This window comes from Streptomyces sp. NPDC005931 (assembly GCF_042871235.1).
GTDB lineage: Bacteria > Actinomycetota > Actinomycetes > Streptomycetales > Streptomycetaceae > Streptomyces.
The window spans coordinates 131,112-150,031 of record NZ_JBIAIG010000008.1 but is presented as its reverse complement, the minus strand read 5'-3'; the positions used below and the strand labels follow the sequence as shown (position 1 = coordinate 150,031).

At 72.5% G+C, this 18,920-nt stretch carries 18 protein-coding genes; 7 read left to right on the top strand and 11 right to left on the bottom strand.

From position 1 onward, the window contains the following. Positions 1 to 41: 41 nt before the first annotated feature. Complete coding sequence (locus ACFYOV_RS20210; protein ID WP_389089442.1) at positions 42 to 1,685, top strand: DNA repair helicase XPB; 1,644 nt, start codon at positions 42 to 44, stop codon at positions 1,683 to 1,685. 194 nt (positions 1,686 to 1,879) lie between these two features. Here ACFYOV_RS20210 and ACFYOV_RS20205 read toward each other — a convergent pair whose 3' ends face one another. After that, positions 1,880 to 2,065, bottom strand: a complete 186-nt coding sequence (locus ACFYOV_RS20205) for a hypothetical protein (RefSeq protein WP_389089440.1) — start codon at positions 2,063 to 2,065, stop codon at positions 1,880 to 1,882. Positions 2,066 to 2,431: 366 nt separating this feature from the next. On the opposite strand from ACFYOV_RS20205, the gene ACFYOV_RS20200 reads away from it, so the two are divergent. After that, the gene (locus ACFYOV_RS20200) at positions 2,432 to 4,501 is read left to right on the top strand and encodes a HelD family protein (RefSeq protein WP_389089439.1); all 2,070 of its coding nucleotides are present in this window, start codon (positions 2,432 to 2,434) and stop codon (positions 4,499 to 4,501) included. Between the two features lie 21 nt (positions 4,502 to 4,522). Here the strand turns inward: ACFYOV_RS20200 and ACFYOV_RS20195 are convergent, their stop codons facing one another. The 3 genes from ACFYOV_RS20195 to ACFYOV_RS20185 form a co-directional block, all read right to left on the bottom strand. Further along, positions 4,523 to 5,215 (bottom strand): copper homeostasis protein CutC, encoded by a 693-nt coding sequence (locus ACFYOV_RS20195; RefSeq protein WP_389089437.1) that lies wholly within the window; start codon positions 5,213 to 5,215, stop codon positions 4,523 to 4,525. A gap of 123 nt (positions 5,216 to 5,338) precedes the next feature. Beyond that, positions 5,339 to 6,019, bottom strand: a complete 681-nt coding sequence (locus ACFYOV_RS20190) for a maleylpyruvate isomerase family mycothiol-dependent enzyme (RefSeq protein WP_389089436.1) — start codon at positions 6,017 to 6,019, stop codon at positions 5,339 to 5,341. A gap of 92 nt (positions 6,020 to 6,111) precedes the next feature. After that, complete coding sequence (locus ACFYOV_RS20185; protein WP_389089660.1) at positions 6,112 to 7,854, bottom strand: S8 family serine peptidase; 1,743 nt, start codon at positions 7,852 to 7,854, stop codon at positions 6,112 to 6,114. Positions 7,855 to 8,364: 510 nt separating this feature from the next. Between ACFYOV_RS20185 and ACFYOV_RS20180 the strand changes: the two genes are divergently transcribed. Beyond that, entirely contained in the window at positions 8,365 to 9,027 is a 663-nt protein-coding gene (locus ACFYOV_RS20180; protein WP_389089434.1) for an HD domain-containing protein, read from the top strand. 33 nt (positions 9,028 to 9,060) lie between these two features. After that, positions 9,061 to 10,104, top strand: a complete 1,044-nt coding sequence (locus ACFYOV_RS20175; RefSeq protein ID WP_389089658.1) for a GNAT family N-acetyltransferase — start codon at positions 9,061 to 9,063, stop codon at positions 10,102 to 10,104. On the opposite strand, the gene ACFYOV_RS20170 is transcribed toward ACFYOV_RS20175, so the two are convergent. Then, the gene (locus ACFYOV_RS20170) at positions 10,086 to 10,364 is read right to left on the bottom strand and encodes a DUF4031 domain-containing protein (protein WP_389089433.1); all 279 of its coding nucleotides are present in this window, start codon (positions 10,362 to 10,364) and stop codon (positions 10,086 to 10,088) included. The genes ACFYOV_RS20175 and ACFYOV_RS20170 overlap by 19 nt on opposite strands. Continuing rightward, positions 10,361 to 10,765 carry a hypothetical protein gene (locus ACFYOV_RS20165; RefSeq protein ID WP_389089432.1) on the bottom strand — a complete coding sequence of 135 codons (405 nt, stop codon included), beginning with the start codon at positions 10,763 to 10,765 and terminating at the stop codon, positions 10,361 to 10,363. Before ACFYOV_RS20165 ends, ACFYOV_RS20170 begins: the two co-directional genes overlap by 4 nt. Positions 10,766 to 10,820: 55 nt before the next feature. Here ACFYOV_RS20165 and ACFYOV_RS20160 point away from each other — a divergent pair, with 55 nt between their 5' ends. The 3 genes from ACFYOV_RS20160 (at position 10,821) to ACFYOV_RS20150 (ending at position 13,382) form a co-directional block, all read left to right on the top strand. Next, positions 10,821 to 11,759 carry a MurR/RpiR family transcriptional regulator gene (locus tag ACFYOV_RS20160; protein ID WP_389089430.1) on the top strand — a complete coding sequence of 313 codons (939 nt, stop codon included), beginning with the start codon at positions 10,821 to 10,823 and terminating at the stop codon, positions 11,757 to 11,759. Between the two features lie 25 nt (positions 11,760 to 11,784). Continuing rightward, complete coding sequence (murQ, locus tag ACFYOV_RS20155; protein WP_389089429.1) at positions 11,785 to 12,711, top strand: N-acetylmuramic acid 6-phosphate etherase; 927 nt, start codon at positions 11,785 to 11,787, stop codon at positions 12,709 to 12,711. Between the two features lie 101 nt (positions 12,712 to 12,812). Next, on the top strand, positions 12,813 to 13,382 hold the full coding sequence (locus ACFYOV_RS20150) for a hypothetical protein (protein WP_389089427.1): 570 nt from the start codon (positions 12,813 to 12,815) through the stop codon (positions 13,380 to 13,382). A gap of 18 nt (positions 13,383 to 13,400) precedes the next feature. Here the strand turns inward: ACFYOV_RS20150 and ACFYOV_RS20145 are convergent, their stop codons facing one another. The 5 genes from ACFYOV_RS20145 to thrC form a co-directional block, all read right to left on the bottom strand. Then, entirely contained in the window at positions 13,401 to 14,531 is a 1,131-nt protein-coding gene (locus ACFYOV_RS20145) for an NADH:flavin oxidoreductase (protein ID WP_389089426.1), read from the bottom strand. Between the two features lie 228 nt (positions 14,532 to 14,759). After that, positions 14,760 to 16,382 carry a chaperonin GroEL gene (gene groL / locus ACFYOV_RS20140; protein WP_389089424.1) on the bottom strand — a complete coding sequence of 541 codons (1,623 nt, stop codon included), beginning with the start codon at positions 16,380 to 16,382 and terminating at the stop codon, positions 14,760 to 14,762. Positions 16,383 to 16,717: 335 nt separating this feature from the next. Next, the gene (locus ACFYOV_RS20135) at positions 16,718 to 16,921 is read right to left on the bottom strand and encodes a cold-shock protein (protein ID WP_004986573.1); all 204 of its coding nucleotides are present in this window, start codon (positions 16,919 to 16,921) and stop codon (positions 16,718 to 16,720) included. Between the two features lie 429 nt (positions 16,922 to 17,350). Beyond that, entirely contained in the window at positions 17,351 to 17,626 is a 276-nt protein-coding gene (locus tag ACFYOV_RS20130; RefSeq protein WP_389089423.1) for a MoaD/ThiS family protein, read from the bottom strand. Continuing rightward, positions 17,623 to 18,918 carry a threonine synthase gene (gene thrC / locus ACFYOV_RS20125; protein WP_389089421.1) on the bottom strand — a complete coding sequence of 432 codons (1,296 nt, stop codon included), beginning with the start codon at positions 18,916 to 18,918 and terminating at the stop codon, positions 17,623 to 17,625. The genes ACFYOV_RS20130 and thrC overlap by 4 nt, the downstream gene beginning before the upstream one ends. Positions 18,919 to 18,920: the final 2 nt, after the last annotated feature.

Genomic DNA, 18,920 nt, shown 5'->3' with positions numbered 1-18,920 from the left:
GCAGTGCCCGTGCCGAGCCCGTCGCAGAAAGGCAGCCGCGCGTGAATGGTCCGCTCATCGTCCAGTCCGACAAGACCCTGCTCCTCGAGGTCGACCACGAGCAGGCCGACGACTGCCGTCGTGCCATCGCGCCGTTCGCCGAGCTGGAGCGGGCCCCCGAGCACATCCACACCTACCGGGTGACCCCGCTGGGGCTGTGGAACGCGCGGGCGGCGGGACACGACGCCGAGCAGGTCGTGGACGCGCTGGTGCAGTACAGCCGCTATCCGGTGCCGCACGCGCTGCTCGTGGACATCGCCGACACGATGGACCGCTACGGGCGGCTCAGCCTGCTCAAGCACCCGGCGCACGGCCTCGTGCTCGCCAGCACGGACCGGCCCGTGCTGGAGGAGGTGCTGCGGTCCAAGCGGATCGCGCCGCTGGTCGGTGCGCGCATCGACCCGGACACCGTCGCCGTGCACCCCTCGGAGCGCGGGCAGATCAAGCAGGTGCTGCTGAAGCTGGGCTGGCCCGCCGAGGACCTCGCCGGATACGTGGACGGCGAGGCCCACCCCATCGAGCTGCGCGAGAACGGCTGGGCGCTGCGGCCGTACCAGAAGCAGGCCGTGGAGAACTTCTGGCACGGCGGGTCGGGCGTGGTCGTGCTGCCCTGCGGCGCCGGGAAGACGCTGGTCGGCGCCGGGTCGATGGCGCAGGCGAAGTCCACCACGCTGATCCTGGTCACCAACACCGTCTCGGCCCGGCAGTGGAAGCACGAGCTGGTGAGGCGGACGTCGCTGACCGAGGACGAGATCGGCGAGTACAGCGGCACCAGGAAGGAGATCCGCCCCGTCACCATCGCCACCTACCAGGTGCTGACGACCAGGCGGAAGGGCGTCTATCCGCACCTGGAGCTGTTCGACTCCCGGGACTGGGGCCTGATCCTCTACGACGAGGTGCACCTGCTGCCCGCTCCCGTCTTCAAGTTCACCGCCGACCTCCAGGCCCGGCGGCGGCTGGGGCTGACGGCCACGCTGGTGCGCGAGGACGGCCGGGAGTCGGACGTGTTCTCGCTGATCGGGCCGAAGCGGTTCGACGCGCCGTGGAAGGAGATCGAGGCGCAGGGCTACATCGCGCCCGCCGACTGCGTGGAGGTGCGGGTCAATCTGACCGACTCGGAGCGGCTGGCGTACGCCACGGCCGAGACGGAGGAGAAGTACCGCTTCTGCGCGACGACCGCGACCAAGCGGAAGGTCACGGAGGCGATCGTCCGGAAGTTCGCCGGTCAGCAGATCCTCGTCATCGGGCAGTACATCGACCAGCTCGACGAGCTGGGCGAGCACCTGAACGCCCCGGTGATCAAGGGCGAGACGTCCAACGCGCAGCGGGAGAAGCTGTTCGACGCGTTCCGGGAGGGGGAGATCAGCGTCCTGGTCGTGTCCAAGGTCGCCAACTTCTCGATCGACCTGCCGGAGGCGACGGTCGCCATCCAGGTCTCGGGCACCTTCGGGTCACGCCAGGAGGAGGCGCAGCGGCTCGGCAGGGTGCTGCGGCCCAAGGCGGACGGGCACCAGGCGCACTTCTACTCGGTGGTCGCCCGGGACACCATCGACCAGGACTTCGCGGCGCACCGCCAGCGGTTCCTGGCGGAGCAGGGGTACGCGTACCGGATCGTGGACGCGGACGAGCTGCTCGCGGAGAGCTGAGCCGCACGGGGCGTGCGCTCCCCGGTGCGCGGGGCGAGCGGCGGCGGGGCCGTTGGTTGCGGCGTGCGGTCAAGTGCGGGCGGTCGGCTGGACGGGCGATCGCCGGGCCGGGCGGTCGCCTGCTCGGGCGATCGCTTGGACGAGCGGTCCCTCGCACGGGTGCTCACTCGCTCGGGCGTGACTTGCTCGGGCGGTCACTTGCGGCGGACGCCGGCTTCCTCGCCGTACTCGCCGAGGACGATCACGTCGAAGGCGGCGCCGAGGAACACCCTCACGGCGCGCAGGGCGTCGCCGACCGGGTGCCGGTGGTGGCCTTGGAGGGGGGTCGCGCCGGCCGGCCGGACCGGTGGCGGGGCTGGGTGGATGGTCGCTGCACTCATGTGTCCATGGTGACGCTCCGGCCGCGTTGCGGGCATCGGTCCCAGGGCCCGGTTCGCCCGGGCCGTTGGTCCTCCCCAGGGCCTACCGGCACCCCCCACCAGGAGGCCCCCGTCCCCTGGGGGACGGCCCGACGGGAGGCCGGGAAGCGGGGCGGCGGGCCCCGGGGAACGCGCGGCGGGACCCGGGGAACGGGGCGACGGCAAGCCCGGAAGCAGGCGGCACGGAAAATGCGTTGGCCCCCGCACGGCCCCGCGTCCTAGAATCTCCGCTCTTGCCCGCCTCCGCTCTCCCGGAGTGCCGCCGTCCGGACGGAAACCGGACGGCATCCCGCAGCCACCAGCAGCAGGCCCCCCGGAGGCACCCCCTTGTCCGCGTCCACGCCCGTGCGCGAGCCCCTGAACGGCCCCGCAGACGATCCTCTGTCCCGCGAGCGCGCCCATCTCGCCGCGTCCCGTGCCGCCCTGCGCGCCATGCGCGAGGACGTCGAGTCCCTCGACATCAGCGACGTCACCGCGAACTGGGTCAACGCCGCCGTGCTGGAACGCCAGATCGAGGAGCGCGTCAAGGCGCTGGCCGACCTCAGCGGGACCCCGCTGTTCTTCGGCCGGCTCGACTATCTGCACGCCCCCGGCGCCGACCGGGCCGAGGGCGCGCGGGGGGAGAGCTTCTACATCGGACGGCGGCACGTCCACGACGCGCACGGCGATCCGATGGTGATCGACTGGCGTGCGCCGGTCTCGCAACCGTTCTACCGGGCGTCCAGGAAGGACCCGATGGACGTCGCGCTGCGCCGCCGCTTCGGCTACACCGGCGGCGACCTCACCGCGTACGAGGACGAGCACCTCTCCGACCCGGGCGCGGCGGCCACCACCAGCAAGCTGCTCCAGCGGGAGATCGAGCGGCCGCGCGTCGGCCCGATGCGGGACATCGTCGCCACGATCCAGCCCGAGCAGGACGAGATCGTGCGGTCCGGGCTGTCGGGCAGCGTGTGCGTGCAGGGAGGGCCGGGGACCGGGAAGACGGCCGTCGGCCTGCACCGGGTCGCCTATCTGCTCTACGCCCACCGGGAGCGCCTCGCCCGCACCGGCACCCTGGTCGTGGGCCCGAACCGGTCCTTCCTGCACTACATCGAGCAGGTGCTGCCCGCGCTGGGCGAGTTGACGGTCGCCCAGGCCACGGTGGACGACCTGGTCGCGCACGTCGAGGTGCGCGGCACGGACGACGCCGCGGCGGCGGTCGTCAAGGGCGACGCCCGGATGGCCGAGGTGCTGCGCCGGGCCCTCTTCTCGCACGTGACGCCACCCACCGAGCCGGTCGTGGTCGTGCGCGGTTCGCGCCGCTGGCGGGTCCCGGCGTACGAACTGGAGGAGATCGTCCGCCAGTTGCTCGACCGGGACATCCGCTACGGTGCCGCCCGTGAGGCCCTGCCGCAGCGCGTCGCGCACGCCGTGCTGGTGCAGATGGAGCGGGCCGGTGAGGCGCCGGACGACCGGGTGCAGGACGCGGTGGCGCGCAGCGGCGCGGTGAAGGCGGCCGTGAAGGAGATCTGGCCGGCTGTCGACCCGGCGAAGCTGGTGCTGCGGCTGCTGAGCGACGCCGAGTTCCTGGCCGAGCACGCGCGGGGCCTGCTCGACGAGCAGGAGCGGAAGGCGATCCTCTGGAGCAGGCCCGCCCGGTCGGTGAGGTCGGCGAAGTGGTCGGCGGCGGACGCGGTGCTGATCGACGAGGCCGCCGACCTGATCCGGCGCACGCCCTCCCTCGGGCACGTCGTGCTCGACGAGGCGCAGGACCTCTCCCCCATGCAGTACCGGGCGGTGGGCCGGCGCTGCACGACCGGCAGCGCAACCGTCCTCGGCGACCTGGCGCAGGGCACGACGCCGTGGGCGACGCGGAGCTGGGAGGAGGCGCTGGGCCACCTGGGCAAGGAGGACGCGGTGGTCGAGGAGCTGACGGCCGGTTTCCGCGTGCCGACGGACGTCATCGCGTACGCCTCCCGGCTGCTCCCGCACATCGCGCCGGGTCTGACGCCGGTGGTGTCGATCCGCGAGAACCCGGGCTTCTTCGCGGTGCGCCGGGTCGACGCGGCGGTGGACGTGGTGGCCGCCTGCCGCGAGCTGCTGGGACACGAGGGGTCGGTCGGCCTGATCGCGGCGGACGCGCGGGTCCCCGAGCTGGCCGGGGAGCTCGGCAGGGCCGGGCTCGGCTTCGTCGGCCCGGGCGAGGAGACCACGCACGACACCCGCCTCACCCTGGTCCCGGCCTCGCTCGCCAAGGGGCTGGAGTACGACTACGTGGTGCTGGACGAACCCCGGGCGGTGGTCGACGCCGAGCCGGACGAGCGCACGGGCCTGCGGCGCCTGTACGTGGCGCTGACCCGCGCGGTCTCGGGCCTGATCGTGACGCACACGGCCCCGCTGCCGGAGCAGCTGGGCTGAGGGGAGCGGCCGGCCGGGGCGTCAGCCCCCGTCGACCGCCCTGCGCCACTCGGCGACCGCCGACGCCGAGACCGGGCCGGTCCAGCCGGCGGGGCGGGCCGCGCCGCCGATGTGGAAGGCGTCGAGTCCGCAGGCCAGGAGCGTGGGGATGTGGTCCAGGCGCAGGCCGCCGCCGACCAGCACCTGCTGCTCGTAGCCGGGCTCCCCGCGCCGGCCGGCCTCGTCGCGCAGGGTGGCGAGGCCGTCGTCGACGCCGGCCGCCGACCCGGCGGTGAGGAAGGTGTCGAGGCCGGGCAGCCCGTCGAGCTGCGTGCGCAGGGCGTCCCGGTCGGCGGCGCGGTCGATCGCGCGGTGGAAGGTCCAGCGGCAGCCGTCCAGCTCGCCGACGACCCGCTCGACCGCGGCCAGGTCCACGCCGCCGTCCCGGTCCAGGAAGCCGAGCACGAACTCCTCGGCCCCGGCGTCCCGCATCGCGCGTGCCGCGTCCACCAGCCGGTCCACGTCGCCCGCCGCGAAGCCGTCCGCCAGCCGCAGCATCACCCGCAGCGGAATGCCGACGGCTTCGCGGATCCCGGCGACGGTCCCGGCCGACGGGGTGAGACCGTCGGCCGCCATGTCGGTGACCAGCTCGAGGCGGTCCGCGCCTCCCGCCTCGGCGGCGAGCGCGTCCTCGACGTCGAGGGCGATCACCTCCAGGACTGCACGCTTGCTCATGGGACCCCATTCGTCGGCTTCGGAGGACGGGCAGTGGATCTCTACAGGTCTAGTCCAATTTAACCCACGTCCGCCGTCCGAGGTCCCCGGCCCACCCCCGCGGCCGCCGTCCGGTCCCGCGGCTCACTCGTCGAAGATGTTCAGCTCCCCCGCCTCGACCCCCGCCAGCTCGTAGACCGCCCCGTCCAGCGGGCGTCCCGCGTAGAGCCGTACGAGGGTCGCCCCGCTGCCGATGTAGCGGGCCGGCGGGCGTTCGCCCGTGGGGTCGCCCAGGCGCAGGGGCTCGTCGGCGTCGTCGAGGTCGGCGTGCAGGGGGAGGTGGCCGCGCTCGCGGGTGACGTGGGCGAGCAGGGTGAGCGCGTACGGCAGGCCCTCGCCCGTGTAGGCGCCCCGTTCCCCGAGGGCCTCGCGCACGTCGCCGCCGTGCACCCACTCGCCCAGCGCGAGGACGTCCAGCACCCCGCCCGCCCTCGCGATGACCGGCCCGGCACCGGTCATGCCGCGCTCCAGCTCGTCGACGACGCGCTGGTTCTCCCACCCGGCCCGGTCGGCGATGTCCCGGTCGTTGGACTCGGGGGAGAACACCCCCCGCTCGAAACGGTTCTCCAGGACCCGTGTGAACGCGGCCGAGCAGTGGGCCAGCACGTCGCGCACCGTCCAGCCCGGACAGGCGGCGACCGGCAGCGTGAAGTCGGCGTCGTTCCGTGCCCGCAGCAGCGGGATCAGCGCGTCCCGCTCGACGGTCAGCAGACGCCCGGGCAGCTCGGGGTCTCGTACGTGGTGCACATCCGCAGGAGTCGTCATGGACGCCACGCTAGTGCGGCGGGGGGCCCGCCGACGGCCTCTCGGCGTCGGCGGGCCCCCCTCATCACCTGGAGCGCTGTGGCAGCACCCCGTCAGAAGGTCAGGCTCCAGGAGTCGATGTAACCGGTGTCGCCCGAGTAGACGTCGGTCACCCGCAGCTGCCAGGTGCCGGACGCCTGCGAGGAGGAGGCGTTGACCGTGTACGTGGTCAGGACGTTGTCGGCGCTGTCGGAGGCGCTGGCGCTCTTCAGCAGGCGGACGGTGCCGTTCGGCGCGACCAGCTCGATCTTCAGGTCACCGCGGTAGGTGTGCTTGATGTCCACCGAGACCTTGAGGTCGGAGGGGGCGTAGCCGCTGATCCCGGTCACATTGATGTTCGAGTAGACGTAGCGGCCGTCGCCGTCCGGGATGGACCAGTTGTCGGAGTTGGTGAAGACCTGCCCGGTGGGGTCCGGGTCCGGCGTGGTGCCGCCGCCCATCGCGCTCAGGGTGCGCGCGGCGTCCGCGAGGCCGTAGCCGCAGCCGCCGCTGCAGGTGCCGGGCAGGGTGCGGGCGTTGTTCTTGATCAGGGACTCGACCTGGGCCGGGGTGACGGCCGCGTTCTTCTCGTACATCAGCGCGGCGAGGCCGGCGATGTGCGGCGTGGCCATGCTGGTGCCCTGGTAGGCCCGGTAGGTCTCGGAACCGGGCGTGGTGGTGCTGCTGTTCAGGGTGGAGAGGATGCCGTTGGCCGCGCTGACCGCGGTCTCGCCGCCGGGGGCGGTGATGTCGACGATCGAGCCGTAGTTGGAGTAGCTCGCGCGGTTGCCCTCGCGGTCGCTCGCGGCGACGGTGACGACGTTGCCGCAGTTGGCCGGGGTGAAGCCGGAGGTGTTGGTGTTGGAGTTGCCGGCGGCGACGACGACGGTCGTGCCGCGGCCCACGGCGCCGTTGATGGCGTTCTGCGTGACGGTCTGGCAGGTACCGGAGCCGCCGAGGCTGAGGTTGATGACGTCGGCCGGCGTGGGGTTGGCGGGCACGCCGGGGACGGAGCCGCCGGACGCCCACACGATGGCGTCGGCGATGTCGGCGGTGCTGCCGCCGCAGCGGCCGAGGACGCGCACCGGCTGCACCTTCGCGTTGTACGCGACACCGGCGACGCCCTTGCCGTTGTTCGTGACGGCGGAGACGGTGCCGGCGACGTGCGTGCCGTGCCAGGAGGAGTTGCTCGCCCGGGAACCGGAGTAGCACTCGTTCTCGAGCGTCCAGTCGCCCTCGTCCCGGGGGTTGCTGTCCCGGCCGCCGCCGTCCCGTGCGGCCCACGCGTCGGATATGAAGTCGTACCCGGCGACGACGTTGGCGTCGAGGTCGGAGTGGTAGACGTAACCGGTGTCGATGACGGCGACGTTGACGCCCCGTCCGGTGGCGCCGCCCGTCCAGGCGTTCTCCACGTTCATGCCCGCGGTCGCCTCGAACAGGTCCCACTGGCTGGAGTAGGACGTGTCGTTGGGGCCGGCCATCGCGTACATGCGGGTGTCCCGGTCGACGTACGCGACGTCCGGGTCGGCCTCGAAGGCGTCGATGACGTCCTGGAGGGAGCCGCCCTTCAGCTCGTCGCCGAGGTCGACGAGCGCGGCGCCGGTGCCCAGCCGGCGTTCGAAGGAGAGGGTCTCGCCGGCCTTCCTGCCCTTGGCCCTGGCGTCCTCCTTGGCCTCGGCGTCGGACTTCGCCTCGGCGGCCTTCTTCTCGTATCCGACGATGAGGCGCTCGACGGGCGCCTCGGCGGCGGCCTTCGATCCGGCCCCGTCGGCGGCCGGCGCGGGCCGGTCACCCGGCGCCGCGACGACCGGCGTCATTCCCGCGCCGAGGAGCGCGGCCGTCGTCACGGCCAGCAGGGATGTGCGTAGGCGTCTGGAACTCACAGTGGGGTTTGCCTTTCGCGGGCCGGCACCGATCGCACGGTGCCGACAGTTCGTTCTGCTCATGACAATGCGGGTCGTCCGCGTCAGGCCGCACGGAATGCGGAGCAAGGGGAGGTGACGGCCTGGTGGGGGGCGCGGACGGCACGACCGGGTTGCCGAGCGCGGCCCCGGTGGATCCCCGTGGCAAGCGCTCGTCGCGTCGGTGGCAGGAACTTACGGGCGCCCCCCGAGCGCAACCATCCGGGGACCGCCGGCTACGGATACGCAAATAATTCCGGAAGTTGCTCCCCCGACCGGAGCGCGCAGGCGCGAGCGGCCCCAAACACCTGATCGACGCCCTGGAGGCCGCCCTCCGCGCGCTCCGTTCCCTCGCGACGCGGGACTCGCTGCCCGAGAAGCTCCCTCCGCGCCCCGGAACGGGCACGTACCCGGAACAATGGCCGCATGGCCGACACCGAAGCCCTGCGTGCCCGTTTCGCCCGTGCCCTGGAGGGCGCCCGGGGCCCCGGGGGCGGTCCCGACCCCGGGGCGTACGCCGACAACCTGCTCGCCCGCTGGCAGGAGCCGCAGCGGCGGTACCACACGCTCACGCACCTCACCGCCGTCCTCGACCACGTCGACGAGCTGGCCCGGTACGCCGCCGACCCGGACGTCGTCCGGCTCGCCGCCTGGTTCCACGACGCCGTGTACCTGCCCGACCGGTCCGAGAACGAGGAGCGGTCGGCGCGGCTCGCGGAGCGGGCGCTGCACGAGGCCGGCGTCCCGCAGGGCAAGGTCGCGGAGGTGGCGCGGCTGGTGCGGCTGACCGTCGGCCACGACCCCGCCGACGACGACCCCGACGGCCAGGTGCTGTGCGACGCGGACCTGGCGATCCTCGGCTCGCCCCCGTCGACGTACGCCGCGTACGCCGCCGCCGTCCGCGAGGAGTACCACTTCGTGCCCGGCGACGCCTTCCGCGACGGCCGCGCCGCGGTCCTGCACCGGCTCCTCTCCCTGCCCCGCCTGTTCCGGACCCCCTACGGGCAGGAGCACTGGGAGGCCACCGCCCGCTACAACATCCGCGGCGAACTGGAAATGCTGTCGACCCCGGCGGTGCCGCCCTCCTAGCCTTCCCCCATGCATGCCTTGGGAGCGGAACAGGTGGAGGAAGCCGTCGCGGACTGCGTGGGGGTGCTGGGGGCGGTCACCGACCGGGACTGGGCGGGGGTGCGGGCCGGGCGGCTGGAGTGGAGCTGCCGGGAGACGGCCCTGCACATCGCCGAGGCCCTCATCGGGTACGCGGGGCAACTGGCCGGGCGGGAGGCCGACGGCTACGCGCCCTTCGAGATCGCCCTGGAGGAGGGCACCGACAACGCGGGCGCGCTGCGCGTGATCGGCACGACCGCCGCCCTGCTCGCCGCCGCGGTCCGCACCACCCCGCGCGCGGTCCGCGCCTTCCACCCGTACCCCTTCCGGCACGCGAACCGCGAGGGCTTCGCCGCGATGGGCGTGGCCGAGGTGCTGCTGCACACCCACGACATCGCCGAGGGCCTGGGCATCCCCCACGAACCGCCCGCCGAGCTCTGCTCCTTCGTCCTGACCCGGATCTTCCCGCACGTCCGGCCCGGCCCCAGCCCGTGGCGCACGCTGCTGTGGGCCACCGGCCGCGGGGACCTGCCGGACCGCGAGCCGGTCACCGCCTGGCGCTGGAGCAACAACCCGGTGCTCCGCTCCGAACGGCTCAGCCTGGAGGGGGTCACCCCCGCCGTCGCCGCCGATCTGTCGCTGGGCGGGGGCGGCGGGTTCGAGTGGGTCGGGGGCGAACCGGCCGAGGGCACGCGCGAGGGCGCCGGGATCATGCACAAGCAGTACGAGGAGGGCGCCTTCCAACCGGAGTGGACCATGTACGTGCTGGTGCGCGACGAGGACGACCGCGCCGTCGGCGCGATGGGCTTCCACGGCGCCCCGGACGCCGACGGCCGGGTGGAGATCGGCTACGACCTCGTCGAGGGAGCCCGCGGCCTCGGCTACGCCACCGAGGCGCTGCGCACCCTGTCGGCCTGGGCACTGGCGCGGGACGGCGTGAAGACCGTCGCCGCCGTCGTGGCGCGGGAGAACACGCCCTCCCAGCGCGTCGTCACCCGCGCCGGGTTCACGCGGATCCCCTGGGACGGGGACGAGTTCGCCTACGAACTGCGCGGCTGAGCCGACCGCTTGCGCCGCCGCAGCCCCGCCCCGTGCAGCAGCCGCACCACCTCGCGGCTGCTGACCTCCACCGCCCCGGCGCGCACCGCGTCCGCGTACCGCCGGGCGGGGATGTCGTAGTGGTCGCGTTCGAAGGCGCGGCGGGGCACGCCCAAGCGGTCGGCGAAGGCGTGGAGTTCGTCGTAGGACACGTCGCTGACGAGGTGGGACCACAACCGGCCGTGTCCGGGCCAGGTGGGCGGGTCGATGTACACGGTCACGAGGTGGCCGCCCCGCCCGTCGCCCTGCCCAGCGCCCCGACGGCGGCGACCTTCACGCCCGCCTTGTGGCACACCCAGTGCGGATCGGGGCCGAGTTCCGGCTCGACGTCCAGCGCATGCGGGTCACCGGACCCGCACACGGGGCACAGCGGCCAGCGGCCGTACCGGTCGAGGAGGGCGTCCTGGACGTCCTGGGCGATCAGACCGGCCAGGAACTCCGCGCCGTCCGGCCACTGGTGGACCCACCAGCGCCGCTGGGCGACGGACTCCTCGACCAGCGACACCACGTCGGCCTCCGCGACGTCGCGCGCGACCAGATCGGCGAGCACGAGGGCGCGGGCCGCGTGCAGGGCCAGTTCCAGCGGACCGACGGGGGCGGGGGACGAGTGGTGGGGGTCCATGTCCCCATTGTGCGCACTCTTGACCGCACCACCGATCCGAAAATATCTTTCACGAGTGACCCAGGACGTGAAGGAAATTTTCGCGAGCCAGCGCGGCCCCGGCGCCCCGGCCACCGCGCCCGCTCCCGCCGCCCTCGCGGCCAAGGTGCGCACCCTGGCCCCGTCGATGACCCGTTCCATGCAGCGGGTCGCCGAGGCGGTCGCGGCCGACCCGGCCGGCTGCGCGGCCCTCACGGTCACCGGTCTCGCCGAACTCACCGGCACCAGCGAGGCCACCGTCGTACGCACCGCCCGCCTGCTCGGCTACCCCGGCTACCGCGATCTGCGGCTGGCCCTGGCCGGTCTCGCCGCCCAGCAGCAGTCCGGCCGGGCACCCGCCATCACGACCGACATCGCGGTCGACGACCCGATGGCCGACGTGGTGGCGAAGCTGGCCCACGACGAGCAGCAGACCCTCGCCGACACCGCGGCCGGCCTGGACACCGTGCAGCTCGGGGCGGCCGTCGCCGCCCTGGCCGCCGCCCGCCGGACCGACGTCTACGGGGTCGGCGCGTCGGGGCTGGTCGCCCAGGACCTCACCCAGAAGCTGCTGCGCATCGGGCTCGTGGCCCACGCCCACAGCGACCCGCACCTCGCGGTGACCAACGCGGTGCAGCTGCGCGCGGGCGACGTGGCGATCGCCATCACCCACTCCGGATCGACCGGGGACGTCATCGAGCCGCTGCGGGTGGCCTTCGAGCACGGGGCCACCACCGTGGCGGTCACCGGCCGCCCGGACGGCCCCGTCACCCAGTACGCCGACCACGTGCTGACCACGTCCACGGCCCGCGAGAGCGAGCTGCGCCCGGCCGCGATGTCGTCCCGCACCAGCCAACTGCTGGTGGTGGACTGCCTGTTCGTGGGGGTCGCCCAGCGGACCTACGAGTCGGCGGCGCCTGCGCTCGCGGCGTCGTACGAGGCGCTGGCCCACCGGCACCGCAGCGGTTCGCGGTAGGAAAGGACCGGAGAGAACCAGTTCCATGAACCACACGTCCGAACCCCGTGATCTCCGCGCCGAGTTGGAGACCCTGACCACCGAGGCGTTCCGGCCGGAGCTGGCCGACGTCGACCGGCTGCCCACCCTCGACATCGCCCGGCTGATGAACGGCGAGGACGCCACCGTGGCCGGTGCCGTGGCCCAGCGGCTGCCGGAGATCGCCGCCGCCGTCGACGCCGTGGCCGCCCGGATGGCCCGCGGCGGCCGGCTGGTCTACGCGGGCGCGGGCACCGCCGGCCGGCTGGGCGTCCTGGACGCCTCCGAGTGCCCGCCGACCTTCAACACCGCCCCCGGCCAGGTCGTCGGCCTCATCGCGGGCGGGCACGAGGCGCTGGCGGGGTCGGTCGAGGGCGCCGAGGACTCCCGCGAGCTGGCCGAGTCCGACCTGAAGGCACTGGAGCTGACCGCCGACGACACGGTGGTCGGCATCTCCGCCTCCGGCCGCACGCCGTACGCGGTCGGCGCCGTGACCTGTGCCCGGGAGCGCGGCGCCCTCACCGTGGGTCTCGCCTGCAACGCGGGCAGCGCGCTCGCGGCGGCGGCCGACCACGCCATCGAGGTCGTCGTGGGCCCGGAGCTGCTCACCGGCTCCACCCGCCTCAAGGCCGGCACGGCGCAGAAACTCGTCCTCAACATGCTGTCGACGATCACCATGATCCGGCTGGGCAAGACCTACGGGAACCTGATGGTCGACGTCCGCGCCTCCAACGAGAAGCTGCGCGCCCGCTCCCGGCGCATCGTCGCCCTCGCGACCGGAGCCGACGACGACGCCGTGGAACGGGCCCTGACCGCCGCGGGCGGCGAGGTCAAGAACGCGATCCTGGTCCTGCTCGCCGATGTCGACGGCCCCACGGCCGCCCGCCTCCTGGACGACGCGAACGGCCACCTGCGCGCGGCGCTGGGCCGGTAGGGCCTGTCGTCCGGACCGGGACGAGGGGAGGCGACGGCACCCGCACCCACCCCGGGTGCTGGGATACTGCACCTGTCAGCGCACAGACCTCATGGACACCGATGAACCACGCCCAGCTCACCGCCCTAGGCCGCGCCCTCCGACTGCTCGGCGAGCACGGCGAGGCGCTGTCCGCCGACACCCCCGACGCCCGGCTGCACGAGGTGCGGGCCGATCTGCGGCGGGCGCTCGATCTGCTGGAGGCCGGCATCACCACGGCCGCGCCCAGTACCCGGTGTCCCGAGCACCCCACCGGGCCGGTCGACGAGAGCGCGCCGGACCTGTGCCTGCTGTGCGAGACCCGGCGCCGTGCCGCCCGCCGCGCCGAGTTCAACGGTCCCGCGCCCGCGCCCCCGCCGGCCGAACCCGCGCCGTCCCGCTACGGGGTGCGCGGCGACCGGCCGCAGCCCCAGCAGCGCTGGCTGCCGGAGCTGTGGAACGGCCAGTCCTGGCAGCTGTGCGGCACCCCGCGCCGCGACCGCCGCGAGGCGGAGCTGTACATCGCGGCGCAGCGGCGTGGGCCCCGGCCGGCCATGGCCTACCGGATCGTGCACGAGTTCACCGACTACGAGGTGCTGCGGGTGTGGGGCACGCCGGTCAGGGTGGACATCGAGCCCATGGGCAACCTCTAGGCGGGTGCGCCGGCCGGCTCAGCTCAGCGTCTTCACCGCCGCGGCGTCGTAGGGCGCGAGCTCGTCCGTGCGGCCGGACAGGACCTTGGCAGCCCACTGCGGGTCCTGGAGCAGGGCGCGGCCCACCGCCACCATGTCGAACTCGTCACGCTCCATGCGGTCGAGGAGGTTGTCGAGGCTGCCGAGCGGGGCGCCCTCGCCCTGGAACGCCTTGATGAAGTCGCCGTCGAGGCCGACCGAACCGACACCGATGGCGGGCTTGCCGGTGAGCTTCCTGGTCCAGCCGGCCAGGTTCAGGTCGGAGCCGTCGAACTCAGGCTGCCAGTAGCGGCGCGTCGAGGCGTGGAAGGCGTCGACGCCGGCCGCCGCGACGGGGGCCAGGAGGGCCTCCAGCTCCTGCGGGGTCTCGGCCAGGCGGGCGTCATAGGCGTCCTGCTTCCACTGCGAGTAGCGGAAGATCACGGGGAACTCCGGCGAGACCCGCTCGCGCACCGCCGCGACGATCTCCGCGGCGAACCGCGTCCGCGCCACCGGGTCGCCGCCGTACGCGTCCGTGCGGCGGTTGGTGCGGGCCCACAGGAACTGGTCGATGAGGTAGCCGTGCGCCCCGTGCAGCTCCACCCCGTCGAAGCCGATGCGTTCGGCGTCCGCGGCGGCCTGGGCGAACGCGGCGACCACGGCGTCGATGTCGGCCTGCGTCATCGCGCGGCCCGTGCCCTCGGTGCCGTCGGTGCGCACCCCCGACGGGCCGAGGGCGGGGGCCTCGGGGAACGGCGCCTGCCCGTGCTTGCGGACCATGCCGATGTGCCACAGCTGCGGCACGATCCGGCCGCCCGCGGCGTGCACCGCCTCGGCGACCCCCGCCCAGCCGGCGAGCTGCTCCTCGCCGTGGAAACGCGGGACGCGGTCGCTCTGCCCGGCGGACTCGTGCCCCACGTAGGTGCCCTCGGTGACGATCAGTCCGACGCCCGCGGCGGCCCGGCGGGAGTAGTACGAGCGCACGTCCTCACCGGGGACTCCGCCCGGGGAGAACATGCGGGTCATCGGGGCCATGGCGATGCGGTTGGGGACGGTCAGCCCGTTGAGGGTGACGGGCCGGGAGAGGATCTCGGCGGCTCGGGCGGTGGACTCGGAGGCGGTGACGGTCACGGGGGGACTCCTCACATCATGGGAATACCGGTCAGTATGTGCATGCGCATGCAACCTACCAGCGCCAACCCACCCGGGCCACGGGGTCATTCCCCGGCTCCGCCCCGCTCGCGTGTGATCCCGCGCACGCCCCTGGACGGTGCGCGGACACGCCCGAGGGCGGCACCCCCTGTCGTCCAGGGAGTGCCGCCCTCGGTACCGGTAAGGACGGGTCCGATCCGCGGGGGATCAGAAGTCCATGTCACCGCCCGGCATGCCGCCGCCGGCCGGGGCCGCGGTCTTCTCCGGCTTGTCGGCGATGACGGCCTCGGTGGTGAGGAACAGCGCGGCGATGGAGGCGGCGTTCTGCAGCGCGGAACGGGTCACCTTCGCCGGGTCGATGATGCCTTCCTTGACCAGGTCGACGTACTCGCCGGTCGCGGCGTTCAGGCCGTGGCCCGGGGTCAGGTTGCGCACCTTCTCCACCACGACACCGCCCTCGAGGCCGGCGTTCACGGCGATCTGCTTCAGCGGGGCCTCCAGGGCCAGCTTCACCGCGGCGGCACCGGTCGCCTCGTCACCCTCGAGCTCCAGCTTCTCGAACACCTGGGAGGCCTGGAGCAGGGCCACGCCACCACCGGCGACGATGCCCTCCTCGACGGCCGCCTTGGCGTTGCGCACGGCATCCTCGATGCGGTGCTTGCGCTCCTTGAGCTCCACCTCGGTGGCGGCACCGGCCTTGATGACCGCGACGCCGCCGGCGAGCTTCGCCAGGCGCTCCTGGAGCTTCTCGCGGTCGTAGTCCGAGTCGCTGTTCTCGATCTCGGCGCGGATCTGGTTCACACGGCCCGCGACCTGGTCGGCCGAGCCGGCACCGTCGACGATGGTGGTCTCGTCCTTGGTGATGACCACCTTGCGGGCCTTGCCCAGCAGGTCGAGAGTGGCGTTCTCCAGCTTGAGACCGACCTCCTCGGAGATGACCTCGCCGCCCGTGAGGATGGCGATGTCGCCGAGCATGGCCTTGCGGCGGTCGCCGAAGCCCGGGGCCTTGACGGCGACGGACTTGAAGGTGCCGCGGATCTTGTTGACGACCAGGGTCGACAGGGCCTCGCCCTCGACGTCCTCGGCGATGATCAGCAGCGGCTTGCCCGACTGCATGACCTTCTCCAGAAGCGGGAGCAGGTCCTTGACGGAGGAGATCTTGGAGTTCGCGATCAGGATGTACGGGTCGTCGAGGACGGCCTCCATACGCTCCATGTCGGTCGCGAAGTACGCCGAGATGTAGCCCTTGTCGAAGCGCATACCCTCGGTGAGCTCCAGCTCCAGACCGAAGGTCTGGGACTCCTCGACGGTGATGACGCCTTCCTTGCCGACCTTGTCCATGGCCTCGGCGATGAGCTCGCCGATCTGGGTGTCGGCGGCGGAGATGGAGGCCGTGGAAGCGATCTGCTCCTTGGTCTCGACGTCCTTCGCCTGCTCCAGCAGGGCGGCGGAGACGGCCTCGACGGCCTTCTCGATACCGCGCTTCAGGGCCATCGGGTTGGCACCGGCGGCCACGTTGCGCAGACCCTCGCGCACGAGCGCCTGGGCGAGGACGGTCGCGGTGGTCGTACCGTCACCGGCGACGTCGTCCGTCTTCTTGGCGACTTCCTTAACCAGCTCGGCGCCGATCTTCTCGTACGGGTCCTCGAGCTCGATCTCCTTGGCGATGGACACACCGTCGTTGGTGATCGTGGGCGCGCCCCACTTCTTCTCGAGGACGACGTTGCGGCCCTTGGGGCCGAGCGTCACCTTCACGGCGTCCGCGAGCTGGTTCATGCCGCGCTCGAGGCCGCGCCGCGCCTCCTCGTCGAACGCGATGATCTTGGCCATGTGAAGTGGTCCCTCCAGGACTGGGGGTGATTACTTCGGACCGCGCCCGCGCCCGCGACGGACGGCCCCGGCCGGGGGTTCCTTGCCCCACCCGGCCCGTGGCCTCACCGACCCGGTCCTTACGTTGTCACTCTCACCTTCAGAGTGCTAACGCCAATGATTAGCACTCTGCCCATGCGAGTGCAAGCGCCTCCGGGGTTCGGCGGGGGCGCTCAGCCGCGCGCGAACAAGGTGCGCGCCGCGTCGCCGCGCAGGTCCCGGGCACGGCGAAGGGCTCGCACCCCGGGAGGTGCGAGCCCTTCGTCAGCAGAAGATGCGTGCGGCTGGTAGCGCGTTCAGGCGGTGACGCGAACCATGTCGGCCTGCGGGCCCTTCTGGCCCTGCGAGATCTCGAACTCGACCCGCTGGCCCTCTTCCAGGGTGCGGTAGCCGTCCATCTGGATCGCGCTGTAGTGGACGAAAACATCCGCACCACCGTCGACCGCGATGAAGCCGTACCCCTTCTCCGCGTTGAACCACTTGACGGTGCCCTGAGCCATGCCTAACTCCCCTATTACTGGCCCTTGCACAGATCCACACTTCGCGGACCCGGGTCAGACCTCACCCCCCACGGTTGGGGGCGTGCGCCGGAACGCGTCGACCGCGGCTGAATGTATCTGTCCAACTGCCGTCTGCAACAGGTCAATCGGACGAGAATTCTGGACGACACCGGTCCGGAATGTGGCGACAATTCACCTGAATTCAGGGCAAGTCGGGCTACGCAAAGGGCACAAAAGCCGCGAAAGGGGCCCACACTTTGGCTACATCTTGTCGGGTCTGCGGCAGGAATTCAGGGTTCCCGATCAGTGGATCAGGAGCGCGTTCCCCAACTCTACCGCGCTCAATCCAATGGAATTGCCCCCTCCGCTTCTCTTACGGAGGGGGCAATTCGATGAACACTCGGTAATCGTGGTTACCGAAGGTAATGATCAGCCGCCGGCGACGGCCGGGATGATCGACACGCCGGCCCCCTCCGGGGTGGCCGTCTGCAGGCCCTGCTCGAAGCGCACGTCGTCGTCGTTGACGTAGACGTTGACGAACCGGCGCAGCCTGCCCTGGTCGTCGAGGACGCGGGCGGCGATCCCGGTGTGGTTCTTCTCCAGGTCCTCGATGACCTCGGCGAGGGTGGCGCCCTCGGCGCTCACCTCGGCCTGCCCGCCGGTGTAGGTGCGCAGGATGGTGGGGATGCGAACGGTCACGCTCATGCGAGGCCAGCCTCTCGGAAGGAGTCCAGGGTGGGGCGGATGGTGGCGGTCGGACCGGTGCCGGCCACCGCGTCGAGGGTCTTCAGGCCGTCGCCCGTGTTGAGCACGACCGTCGTCAGCGCCGGGTCGAGGACACCGTTCTCGATCAGCTTGCGGGTCACGCCGACCGTCACGCCACCCGCCGTCTCGGCGAAGATGCCCTCCGTACGGGCCAGCAGCTTGATCGCGTCGACGACCTGCTCGTCCGTCACGTCCTCCACGGCGCCGCCGGTGCGGCGGGCGATGTCCAGCACGTACGGCCCGTCCGCCGGGTTGCCGATGGCCAGCGACTTGGCGATGGTGTTCGGCTTCTGCGGCCGGACCACGTCGTGCCCCGCCTTGTACGCGGCGGAGACCGGAGAGCACCCCTCGGCCTGCGCGCCGAAGATCTTGTACGGCCGGTCCTCGACCAGACCCAGCTCGATCAGCTCCCGGAGACCCTTGTCGATCTTGGTCAGCTGCGAGCCGGAGGCGATCGGGACGACGATCTGGTCGGGCAGCCGCCAGCCGAGCTGCTCGCAGATCTCGTACGCGAGGGTCTTGGAGCCCTCCGCGTAGTACGGCCGCAGGTTGACGTTGACGAACCCCCAGCCCTCGCCGGCCGGGTCGCCGATCAGCTCGGAGCAGAAGCGGTTCACGTCGTCGTAGTTGCCCTCGATGCCGACGAGCTCACCGCCGTACACGGCGGCCATGACGACCTTGCCCTGCTCCAGGTCGTGCGGGATGAACACGCAGGAGCGGAAGCCGGCCCGGGCGGCGGCGGCACCGACGGCGCCGGCCAGGTTGCCGGTGGAGGAGCAGGACAGGGTGGTGAAACCGAAGGCGCGGGCGGCCTCGATGGCCTGGGCGACGACGCGGTCCTTGAAGGAGTGCGTCGGGTTGCCGGAGTCGTCCTTGACGAAGAGCCTGCCGGGCTCGACGCCGAGCTCACGGGCGAGGTTGTCGGCCTGCACCAGCTCGGTCCAGCCCGGGTTGAGGTTCGGCTTGGTCGCCACGTCGGCGGGGACGGGCAGCAGGGGCGCGTAGCGCCAGATGTTCGCGGGGCCCGCCTCGATGCGCTTGCGGAGCTCCTCGGTGTCGTGGGCCGAGAAGTCGTAGGCGATCTCCAGCGGGCCGAAACACTCCTCGCACGCGAAGACCGGACCGAGGGGGACGCGGTGGCCGCATTCGCGACAGGAGAGCGCTGCGGCGGGGCCCAGGTCGACGGAGCCGGCGGGGGAATCGGTGGTGCTTGCAACAGTCTGCACAGCCATGT

Coding starts and splice junctions, on each gene's coding strand:
- groL (WP_389089424.1), bottom strand. CDS start 16,382: ATGGCCAAGATCATCGCGTTCGACGAGGAGGCGCGGCGCGGCCTCGAG.
- ACFYOV_RS20180 (WP_389089434.1), top strand. CDS start 8,365: ATGGCCGACACCGAAGCCCTGCGTGCCCGTTTCGCCCGTGCCCTGGAG.
- murQ (WP_389089429.1), top strand. CDS start 11,785: ATGAACCACACGTCCGAACCCCGTGATCTCCGCGCCGAGTTGGAGACC.
- ACFYOV_RS20150 (WP_389089427.1), top strand. CDS start 12,813: ATGAACCACGCCCAGCTCACCGCCCTAGGCCGCGCCCTCCGACTGCTC.
- ACFYOV_RS20205 (WP_389089440.1), bottom strand. CDS start 2,065: ATGAGTGCAGCGACCATCCACCCAGCCCCGCCACCGGTCCGGCCGGCC.
- ACFYOV_RS20165 (WP_389089432.1), bottom strand. CDS start 10,765: ATGGACCCCCACCACTCGTCCCCCGCCCCCGTCGGTCCGCTGGAACTG.
- thrC (WP_389089421.1), bottom strand. CDS start 18,918: ATGGCTGTGCAGACTGTTGCAAGCACCACCGATTCCCCCGCCGGCTCC.
- ACFYOV_RS20135 (WP_004986573.1), bottom strand. CDS start 16,921: ATGGCTCAGGGCACCGTCAAGTGGTTCAACGCGGAGAAGGGGTACGGC.
- ACFYOV_RS20185 (WP_389089660.1), bottom strand. CDS start 7,854: ATGACGCCGGTCGTCGCGGCGCCGGGTGACCGGCCCGCGCCGGCCGCC.
- ACFYOV_RS20190 (WP_389089436.1), bottom strand. CDS start 6,019: ATGACGACTCCTGCGGATGTGCACCACGTACGAGACCCCGAGCTGCCC.
- ACFYOV_RS20195 (WP_389089437.1), bottom strand. CDS start 5,215: ATGAGCAAGCGTGCAGTCCTGGAGGTGATCGCCCTCGACGTCGAGGAC.
- ACFYOV_RS20130 (WP_389089423.1), bottom strand. CDS start 17,626: ATGAGCGTGACCGTTCGCATCCCCACCATCCTGCGCACCTACACCGGC.